Here is an 11,358-nt window from a genome sequence, read left to right as displayed (position 1 = left end):
CATGATATTAAGTATTGGATTGTTATACATATATTATTCAATATTTATACATAAATTCAAAATATAACATTACATGAAATGCTGTGAAAATACAAGAAAATCGTACTTATTGTGTGTCTATTTTGGTTAGAGCACTCCAAGGGTATAAAATAATTAATCAAAAGCTCAATAGTGACATTAAGATTTTGCATAAACAATTATAAAGTGTAGGGGTAATGAGGCGTTAAGGAATTATTTTAAATTAATACTTATACTCAATATAATATAAGTAATTTAATAGTGTATAGTGTGTTTGTATAAATAATAGCTATAATCATCTTCAAATTCTTTATTCATTAATAGCTACATTATGTAACAAAACTTATTCAGTGAGTAAAAAGAATGGCATTTATAATAATTGCAAAATGAAAGAATAATGTTTATAAGTTTTGAAGAGAGTATACTCTCTTCTATTTTTATGCTAAAAAGTTGCATTAGTTGCTTTTATAATATAGGGATTATAAAGAATATTAGTTAGTTCAAATATTTCTAATTTAAATAGTGCAAAGGTAAATAAAAAGGTAGTTCACCAGTTGAATTACTTATAAAAAAGCTATATAATAATAGCAACTAATATATATAAGTTATACCAACTAATATTAGGAAAAATCTATATAATTTTAGAGTTAAGAAGTATAATCTAATTACCTTAATTGTTAAGAGTTTTAATGGCCTAAAGCTAGTCAGCATGGGGCAGAGGTCAAATAGAGGCTATTAATAGACTATTTGGATATACTGTTCATACTGAAAAGGGTAAACCTACAAATAGTGAATTTATCGCAATTATTGCAGATAAGTTGAGACTCAAGAATAAGGTTAGCTAAAAAGTAGTTATAGAATCAAAGCTATGAATGATGAAATCGATAAACTCTATAAAAATTGTTATGGATTTTAGTATTTTATACCTATAAAGTTAAAATTAAGTTGTTATGTAAACATCTTTTGTATGTCGATTTAAGGACTGATATACAAAAGGTGTTTTTTCTTTGATAAGAATTATTAAAAAACAAAATGATAGATTTAATTCAAGATTTTTTAGAATGATTTGTTATAATAAGAAGTTAAACTCATGATTATATAAACCAAATTTTTCAATCTTTTAGATGTAATGGTAGAATATCATATAGAACTTTTTCTAATTGTGTTGTAATATATTCTTAATTGTTTAGCATAGCCAATTTCCTCTTTTTTATAAGTATTTACTGATAGACTTATATGATAGGATATAGTTATGTTTTTTTTATAATTTTTTCTTGATAATTAAATTTTTGGATAACTTGCCCTTTTTACTGTTCATTAATCACAAAAATCTTAGAAATACGTTTAAGGAGTTGGATATTATATAAACCTAAGTTTTCAGAAACCTATAAATGGTTATATGGGAATTATAATGGAAAAATCAGAACAGTAAATGATGTTACTATTAAAATTATTTGAAAAAGAGTAGCGAATTTGGGAGAAAATTATTGACAAACTATAAATATTTGTGATACCTTTTGAAAAGCATACTTTTAATTTAGTTCAGAGAAACTAACAAAGGAGAAGAATGATGAAAAATGAATTATTAAACAATGAACATGACTTTTTAGGCGTATCAGAAAAGGTTCCTTTAAGCAAAGCAATTGCACTAAGTATCCAACATTTATTTGCAATGTTTGGAGCATCAGTTCTAGTACCACTCATTTTTAAAATTGATCCAACCACAGTTCTATTTTTTAATGGAATAGGTACATTATTATATGCATTTATCACTAGAAAAAAGATTCCAGCTTATTTAGGTTCAAGCTTTGCTTTTATAGCACCAGTATTGTCGTTATATAGCAGAGGATATGACTTTCAAACTATTCAAGGCGGTTTTGTATTTGCAGGAATAGCTTTTTCAATAATGGCAACTATTATAGGCTACACTGGTATGGGATGGATTAATAAATTATTTCCACCAGCAGCAATGGGAGCAATAATAACAATAATAGGATTGGAATTAGCTGCTAATGCAGCTGATATGGCAGGATTTCCAGTGGGATTAAGTAATTCACAAACTTTAAATACAACTTGGGTAATTGTATCAATGGTAACACTAATTACTGTAATTTTATGTAATGTACTATTAAAAGGATTTTTAAAGGTTATACCAATATTAATAGGTGTAGTAGTAGGATATATTACAGCATGTTTTATGGGATTAGTAGATTTTAGCTCAGTAAGTAATGCAAGTTTCTTTGTATTGCCTAATGTAAAAGTAGCTCATTTTGATATCAATGCAATATTAACAATAATACCAGCAGTATTTGTAGTGGTAGCAGAGCATGTGGGACACTTAAAGGTTACTAGTAGTATTGTAGGAAAAGATTTAACAAAAGATCCAGGTCTTCATAGATCTTTACTTGGAGATGGATTATCAACTATTATTTCAGGAATGTTTGGCTCAGTTCCTACAACAACTTATGGTGAGAACATTGGAGTTATGGCATTAACAAAGGTATATAGTGTATATGTAATTTGTGGAGCTGGTTTAATATCAATAGTTTTGGGATTTTCAGGAAAGATATCAGCACTTATTAGTACAATTCCTACACCAGTTATAGGTGGTGTTAGTTTTCTATTATTTGGAACAATAGCAACATCAGGACTTCGAACCTTTATTGAAGAAAAAGTTGATTTTTCTAAATCTAGAAATTTAATACTTACTTCAGTAATATTTATAGTAGGAGTAAGTGGAATAAAATTGACACTTGGAAGCATGGAACTAAAAGGAATGGGATTAGCTACAGTTGTAGCTATAGTAATTAGTATATGTTTTATAATATTTGACAAACTTGGAATAATGAACGAAAAAGAAGAAAATGAAAGTGCAATATAACAACTTCAAAAGTTGATATAGCAATAAGGCATCACTTAATCAGTTTTTTTAGAACTGGTTAAGTGGTGTCTTAATTTATTTGTAATAATATATTAAGGATAATTTAGTTTTTGTATAAATGTTAACTTAGGAGGTCTAACACTAAGCCTTTTTGTTTCTAGCTAATTTATGAATATATAAGATGATTAAAGCTAATACTATATTTAGCACCACTTTAAGGAAAATAAAGTGTTATAAAGACTAGATATAATACAAAAGTTAGGAGTGAACTTAATGAAACTAAAAAAATATATTAAAGTATTAAGTTATTTTATTATTTTTACTTTACTTGTAGGCATTAATGCTGGAGCTAGTATGCCAGATGTGGTAAAAATAATTACGCAAAAGGGAATATTGTATACAGTTCAATATGAAAATTATGATCTTAATGTAGAAAGAATAAAAATAGAAGGAAGTAATGACATTGTATATTGTTTAGAGATAGATAAAAAATATCCATCGGGACAAAACTTTTTGATAAATGGAACCAACAATGAAAAAATTAATAATATTATTGCAGCTGGATATCCCAATAGATCTGTAGCTCAACTTAATTTAGATAATGAAAATGAAGCATATTCTGCTACTCAGATCGCTATATGGAGTTCAGTTCAAGGATACGATGTTAATAAAATAAAGGGTGATAATCCTAAAATATTAGCAGCAATAAGAAATATATATAATGATGGGGTAAGTGGAAAATACAAAAATATACTGCAAAGCAAAATATACAAAACAAGTGATGAATCTGTGCAAGAAGTAATAATTATACCTAATGTTGATTTAATGGCAGAAGAAAAAGCAGAATCAGAGCAAATTGAATATGCACCTCAAGAAGGATAATAAAAAAATACTAATAGAGATGATAAAATAGAGAATTATGAGAAATTTTTGCAAACTAAATAGTTGTTTTTTTATGCAAAGTCAAGTGTGTCTACACTTGGCTTTTATTGACATGAATAGCTTAAAATGATAACCTTTTGTTATATTATGTATAACATGTTTTGCTAAGGTGGTGAAGAAAGGTGTTATTAAAGGATTATAGTGAAGAGCAGATTAAGAATTTAATTGGGATTATTAAGGAGTGTGTACGAGAAAATAGATATACCATATCTTTAGAAGATAACAAGTTAGAAAATATTCAATTCATTTATGAATATAATATAAATGAAAACAAACGAATAAATATTTTATTTGATTTAGATTATAAAGATTTTTGTTATGGACTTCAAAATCTGAAGGATGGAATTGAACAAAATAATCTTTATATATTTTGTGTGCAAAGAGAATTATATAATATTGAAGATAATAAGGAACTAGTGGATATTTATTTGAAATTTAATATAATATGTAATGAAGCAGAAGAATATAGAATTTTAGTTTCATTACATAAACGAAATAAGCCAATTTCATATATTTTTAAATAGGGGGATCAGCTCCGATTTTTAAAGGAGGAGAATTTCATGAGAGAATTAACATTTTGTGAATATTGCATGAATGAAAATGAGTATAAAGTACATGAAGTAAGTAAAATATCAAGATTAAAAGATGAAGAAATAAGTTATATGGCTAAAGAAGTTATTTGCAAGAACTGTGATAATGAGATTTTTGTTTCAGATATATGTGATTATAATTTGAAGGCTTTATATGAAGAATATAGAAAAAAGCATAATATAATAAGGGTTATAGAAATGCAACGTATTATAATTAAATATTCTATTAATGAAGAAGCTTTATCATTATTATTGGGATGGAAAAAGGAAACTATGAGTAGATATTTAGATGGAGATATGATTACAACTTCTCATAGTGATATTCTTAAAAAGATATATGAAAACATCAATTATTACTCAATTGTATTACAAGCTAATAAAGAAAGAATAGAGCCAACAGATTATAATAAAAGTAGACAAGCTGTTAAAGCTATTTTAGGTAAAGATATTATAGAAGAGAAAATTGATGCAGTAATAAAATATCTTTTAATAAGATGTGAAGATTTCACACCTCTTACTCTTCAAAAGCTATTATATTATGTACAAGCTTATCATTTTGTATTTACAGATAAGTTTATTTTTAAGGAAGATTGTGAAGCATCTATGAAGGGACCTGTGTATACAAGTGTATATGAAAGGTATAAAAAGTTTGGATATGAAGAAATTAATAAAGATATATTGGCTAATGAAAAGCTAACTTTAGAAGATGTTGAGGGAAATGTAGTAGAAAGTGTAATTAAATTTTATAGCTGTTATAGTGGAAAAATATTAGAACAAATGACTCGTAATGAGGCTCCTTGGATGTTAACTAGGACTAATATAATTAATGAAAATAAAATTGAAAATGTGAATCCTAATAAAATAATAGAAAAAAATTTAATTGCAGAATATTTTAAAGGAATAAAAGAAAAATATAATATGATAAATTTATTAGATATACAAAAATATAGTACAGATTTATTTAATAAGATATCGATGTAAAAGAAAGAGGTCACATATGAAGACGACAGTATTATTAATTAGACATGGAGAAACAGAGTGGAATACTTTGGGCAAATTTCAAGGTTGTACAGATATAGCTTTATCGAAAGAGGGAATTAAACAAGCAAAATTATTAAAAAATAGGCTTAAGGGAAATTTTGATTACATATATTCAAGTCCACTTAATAGGGCTTTTGAAACAGCGAATATTTTAGCATATGGTACTGATAAAGAGGTTGCTATAGTTTCTGAAATTAGAGAAATTAACTTTGGAGAATGGGAAGGCTTAACTGTACACGAGATAGCTGAAAATTATCCTGAAGTTTTCAAAGCTTGGAGAAGTGATAAAACAGAAAGTTACATTTGTGGGGGAGACAGCAGTATTCATAATGCAGCAAATAGAGCTACAAAATGTATTTTAGATATAGTTAATCAACATAAAGGGAAAAAAATTGCAATTATTGCTCATGGAGGAATTATAAAAGCTGGTCTTATTGGAATATTTGAATGGGATATGACCATGTATCATAAAATGGCACTTGGGAATACATGCATTAATACTTTAACTTTTTATGATGATTTAAAGCCAGTATTAGTTGCACTAAATGATACTAATCACTTAAACAGTGAAGCAAAAACTGTAGGTTGATGCCAATATAGTTTAAATTAGAATGTTTGAAAATTGAACAATATTATATTGCTAAAATATGACTTGAAATGATATAATTACTTGAATTTACGTACAAGAGTAAAATGTTGCGAAGATAGTTTACAATTAGTATAAAAAAATAGGGGGAGAGATTTTTATGCAAGCAGTCGGTATTATCGCAATTTTAATTTATGCAATATTTATTTTAGTTTTCTTTGGTTTATGGGTTTATGGATTTGTTTTATTTGTGAAACTTGCTAAGAGAGGAATTAAAGCACTTGATATTTATATAAATGGAAGGACTCATAAAGGACCATCTGATTTTTTTATAGATGAAAACACAAATAATAAATAACAGTTATACAAGTTTCTCTTATTATGTAAAAACATCAATAATTAAAATTAAATATTAAAAATAAGGTATATGAAAGAAAATAACAAGTCCAAAATGCGATGTATATTTTGCGTCAGGCGAGGAAGTATGTTTACCTCATAGCGGGCTATTAGGTGAACATGCTGATGAGTAGATAAGTGAAAGTCCAAATCTTTGATTTGGTTTCTTAAACTTAGTTAACTCATTTATGAGTTAATATCATATAAAAATGATTTTGTGTGAATCACTTACTCAGCGAGTGTATACGAGTCGAGCTTCCTCATGACACGAAATAGATTAGCATATTGACTTGTTATTTTTTTGATTATACCTAACTAAGTAGAATACTGTATAATTCAATAAAAATTAATTTGCTATATTTTCCGGTTTCGGTGTAATATAAAATTCCACCGAAAAAATTTCACTTTATATATGAAATTTACGAAAAAAAGGTTATACTTATATAATAGCAATAACACATGGTAAAAAAAGATGAATGAATATAGGTTATTTTTATTATCACAAATGTGTATTTATTCAAGTTTTTTTATAATAATATAAAAAAATATATATGAAGAAACATTAAGGTGCAGATGTACTAAGTTTATTTTTAATCTTTGCAAAATTAATTATTATTAATATAATGCTTAGACAAAATAGCTTTTTTGGAAGTGTAAACTTTAATTAGAATAATACTGCTCATCGGGATAATAACAACTTAATACATTAAAAAATAAGATTATAAAATAATACAAAATTTAGTAGTAACTAAGTTCTATTTTTGGTGCACTTAGTTACAAGTTAGGAGTTAAAATGGCAAATAACAATAAAAACAAAAGCAAAATAAAGGTAATCCCTCTAGGAGGATTAGGAGAGGTAGGAAAGAATATAACTGCCTTTGAATATGAAGATGAAATAGTGATTATAGATTGTGGATTAGCATTTCCAGATGAAGACCTTTATGGAATTGATCTTGTAATCCCTGATGTAACATATTTACTAAAAAATAAGGATAAGGTAAAGGGATTTTTTATAACTCATGGACATGAAGATCATATAGGAGCATTGCCATATGTTTTGAAACAAATTAATACTCCTATATATGCTACAAAATTAACTATTGGGTTAATTGAAAGTAAATTACAAGAACACAATATACTTAGTGACTGTACATTAAATACGGTTAAAGCAGGGGACTTGGTAGAAATAGGTAAATTGAAAATGGAATTTATTAGAACAAACCACAGTATAGCAGATAGTTGCTCTATTGCTTTACATACACCTGTAGGAATAATTGTGCATACTGGTGATTTTAAAGTGGACTTTACACCAATTGATGGAGAAGTTATTGATTTGCAAAGATATGCACAGTTAGGTAAAAAGGGTGTAGTACTTTTAATGGCTGAGAGTACTAATGCTCTTCAACAAGGTTATACAATGTCAGAAAAGACTGTAGGTGAAACTTTAGAAAGCCTTTTCGCTAAAGCAACTGGAAGAGTTATAGTAGCCACATTTGCATCTAATATTCATAGAGTTCAGCAGATTGCAAATGCTTCTGTGAAAAACGGTAGAAAGATTGCTTTTAATGGAAGAAGTATGGAAAAAATAAGTGAAGTTGCTAGAACACTTGGATATTTGTTTATACCAGAAGAAATGATAATAGATTTAAATGATATTAAAAAATATCCAAACGAGAAAATTACAATAATAACAACTGGAAGCCAAGGTGAACCAATGGCAGCACTTACAAGGATAGCATCAGGAACTCATAGGAGTATTCAAATAGAAAAGGGTGATACAATTATTATTTCAGCAACACCAATACCTGGAAATCAGAAGGCTGTATCTAACGTTATAAATGATTTGACAGAAAAGGGTGCGAGTGTAATATATAATGCAATAAAAGATATACATGTTTCAGGCCATGCTTGTGAACAAGAGCTTATATTGATTCATGCTTTATTAAAACCTAAATTCTTTATGCCTATACATGGCGAGTATAAGCACTTAATAGGCCATGCTAAAATTGCAGAAAATATGGGTATGAATAAATCAAATATATTTATATTAGAAACAGGAGAGATATTAGAAGTATCCAGAAATAAAGCACAAATTAGTGGTAAAGTGCCATCAGGAAGAATTCTTATAGATGGAATAGGTGTAGGAGATGTAGGTAATATTGTACTTCGAGATAGAAAAAATCTAGCAGAAGATGGTATTATAACAGTGGTCATAGCTATAGATAGAGAAAATAAAATAATACTATCAGGACCAGATATTATTACAAGAGGATTTGTATACGTTAGAGATTCAGAACAACTAATTAGAGATATTAGGGGAATAGTTATTAAAAGTGTAGAGCGATGTTTTAATAATAATATAGCTGAATGGTCAGAAATAAAAAATACTATAAGAAGAGAAGTAGATAGTTTTGTATACACAAAAATGAAAAGAAAACCTATGATTTTACCAGTTCTTACTGAAATATAATTATAATAGACTGTATAAAGTGTTAGGTATATGTTGAATATGTCTTATATAATTTAGCATTTTATATGGTGTATGGTTTTATTTTAAAAATCATTTATGGATAATGCGTTTATTATAGTATTAACAGATAACAATGGATGTATTAACTCATGCTATAGAAACATATACTGCAGCATTTAGATCAAACTTTTCAGATCCATTAGCAATTAAATAATTTCATATTTATCAACACTTTAGCATATTCATCCATTAAATTTATAGTAATATAAGTAAATATATGGTATAATATGTAAAAGGATAAATATACTTTTAAAATCAAATTTGTTTACTTTTTATATTGAAGCTAAACATCTTTGCTTACTAAAGGAGGGTGTTATGGAGAATTACGATGAAAACATAAAGTACTTAAAGCTACTGGCTAAGCAATATCCAACTATTGCAGCAGCATCTACTGAAATAATTAATTTAGAAGCAATTTTAAATTTACCTAAAGGAACAGAACATTTTTTAGCTGATCTTCATGGTGAGTACGAGCCATTTGTGCATGTTTTAAGAAATGGCTCAGGTGCAGTTAAAATAAAAATTGAAGACGTTTTTGGTAATTCATTAATGGATTCTGAGAAGAAAAGCTTAGCTACATTAGTTTATTATCCTGAACAAAAATTAGAAATAATTTTAAAAGAAGAAAAAAACATAAATGATTGGTACAAAATTAACTTATACAGATTGATTGAATTATGTAGACACGTGTCATCTAAATATACAAGATCAAAAGTAAGAAAAGCTCTTCCTAAAGATTTTAGCTATATTATAGAAGAATTATTACACGAAGAATGTGATAATAACGATAAACAAGGTTATTATGATGGAATCATAAATACTATTATAGAAATTGATAGAGCAAAAGAATTTATAATAGCTCTATCAAATCTAATACAACGTCTAGTTATAGATAGACTACACATAATAGGAGATATATATGATAGAGGTCCAAGACCTGATATAATCCTTGACACTCTTATGGATTACCATTCTGTTGATATCCAATGGGGAAACCACGATATTTTATGGATGGGAGCTGCTTCTGGTAATACTTCATGTATAGCAAACGTTTTAAGAATAGCTGCTAGATATTCTAATTTGGATGTAATTGAAGATATATATGGTATAAACTTATTACCTCTAGCAACTTTTGCACTTAAATATTATAAAAATGATAGTTGCACTGCTTTTACTCCTAAAAATACTGATGATAATGTATATGGAACTTCTGAAATTGAGCTTATTTCTAAAATGCATAAAGCAATAACAATTATTCAATTCAAACTTGAATATGAAATAATAAAACGAAGACCAGAATTTAAGATGGACCATAGATTACTTTTAGACAAGATAAATTATAATAATGGAACAATAACTTTAAATGATGTTACTTATGAACTTAATTGTAAGAATTTCTCTACTATAAACACTGAAAAGCCATTTGCGCTTACAAATGAAGAAAAGAAATTGATAGATAAACTTCAAATTTCATTTATAAATGCTGATAAATTACAAAAACACGTTTTATTTCTATTTAATAAAGGAAGAATATATTTAACTTATAACTCTAATCTTTTATTACATGGGTGCATCCCCCTAACTAAAGATAAAACTTTTAAAAGTATGACTATTAACGGACAAGAATATAAAGGTAAAAAACTTTTAGATAAATTTGACTCATTAGCTAGAGAAGGCTATTTCAATAATAGAGGTAGTGAAGAAAAGTTATATGGGATGGATATAATGTGGTATTTATGGAATGGAGCTTGTTCTTCCCTTTTTGGAAAGGAAAATATGACCACCTTTGAAAGATATTTTATTAAAGACACGTCCACACATAAAGAAAAGAAAAATCCATATTATGATTTTAGGGATACAGAAGAAATGTGCAATTTGATTTTTGAAGAATTTGGGTTGAATTCTTCAGAATCTAGAATAATAAATGGACATGTCCCTGTAAAAAATAAATTTGGTGAAAATCCAGTAAAAGCTAATGGTAAATTAATAGTTATAGATGGTGGCTTTGCAAAAGCATACAGAAGCCAAACTGGTCTAGCTGGCTACACCCTAACTTATAATTCTTATGGATTACATCTTATATCTCATCAACCTTTTAAATCCATTGAAGATGCTTTTAATAAGGAAACCGACATACTATCTTCAAGACAAATAGTAGAAAAATTGGATCGCAAAAAAGTTGGTGATACTGATATAGGAAAGGAACTTAAGAATCAAATTAAAGATTTGAAATTGTTACTTAGAGCTTATAGAAAAGGCTTAATAAATGAAGTAAGATAAATATAATTTTTGTCTTTTATATTATTAGTAATATCAAATCATGATGTAGAATTAAGCTACATCTGCAAGTATTAAAAATGAATTTGCGATATTT

Annotated in this window: 8 protein-coding genes and 1 pseudogene; all 9 read left to right on the top strand. The window is 27.3% G+C overall.

The genetic code is table 11. The features are described from left to right. Positions 1-725 precede the first annotated feature (725 nt). Positions 726-863: pseudogene (locus tag LLF98_RS12890) on the top strand (sporulation initiation factor Spo0A C-terminal domain-containing protein); the annotation flags it as partial. Positions 864-1,585: 722 nt separating this feature from the next. Beyond that, positions 1,586-2,899 carry a uracil permease gene (gene uraA / locus LLF98_RS12885; RefSeq protein WP_291704224.1) on the top strand — a complete coding sequence of 438 codons (1,314 nt, stop codon included), beginning with the start codon at positions 1,586-1,588 and terminating at the stop codon, positions 2,897-2,899. A 273-nt stretch (positions 2,900-3,172) separates the two neighbouring features. Further along, complete coding sequence (locus tag LLF98_RS12880) at positions 3,173-3,781, top strand: thioester domain-containing protein (protein WP_291704222.1); 609 nt, start codon at positions 3,173-3,175, stop codon at positions 3,779-3,781. 182 nt (positions 3,782-3,963) lie between these two features. Beyond that, on the top strand, positions 3,964-4,365 hold the full coding sequence (locus LLF98_RS12875) for a hypothetical protein (protein WP_291704219.1): 402 nt from the start codon (positions 3,964-3,966) through the stop codon (positions 4,363-4,365). Positions 4,366-4,401: 36 nt separating this feature from the next. After that, entirely contained in the window at positions 4,402-5,412 is a 1,011-nt protein-coding gene (locus LLF98_RS12870; protein WP_291704217.1) for a type II toxin-antitoxin system antitoxin SocA domain-containing protein, read from the top strand. A gap of 16 nt (positions 5,413-5,428) precedes the next feature. Then, positions 5,429-6,061, top strand: coding sequence for a histidine phosphatase family protein (locus tag LLF98_RS12865; protein WP_291704215.1), 633 nt, complete (start codon positions 5,429-5,431; stop codon positions 6,059-6,061). A 157-nt stretch (positions 6,062-6,218) separates the two neighbouring features. Continuing rightward, on the top strand, positions 6,219-6,416 hold the full coding sequence (locus tag LLF98_RS12860) for a hypothetical protein (RefSeq protein ID WP_291704213.1): 198 nt from the start codon (positions 6,219-6,221) through the stop codon (positions 6,414-6,416). 831 nt (positions 6,417-7,247) lie between these two features. Then, positions 7,248-8,924 (top strand): ribonuclease J, encoded by a 1,677-nt coding sequence (locus LLF98_RS12855; RefSeq protein WP_291704211.1) that lies wholly within the window; start codon positions 7,248-7,250, stop codon positions 8,922-8,924. A gap of 375 nt (positions 8,925-9,299) precedes the next feature. Beyond that, on the top strand, positions 9,300-11,264 hold the full coding sequence (locus tag LLF98_RS12850) for a fructose-1,6-bisphosphatase (RefSeq protein WP_291704209.1): 1,965 nt from the start codon (positions 9,300-9,302) through the stop codon (positions 11,262-11,264). Positions 11,265-11,358 lie beyond the last annotated feature (94 nt).

It is taken from the genome of Clostridium sp. (genome assembly GCF_021372645.1).
In the GTDB taxonomy this organism is placed as follows: Bacteria; Bacillota; Clostridia; order Clostridiales; family Clostridiaceae; genus Clostridium.
The sequence above is the reverse complement of the archived record's forward strand: the minus strand, read 5'-3'. Positions and strand labels throughout refer to the sequence as shown.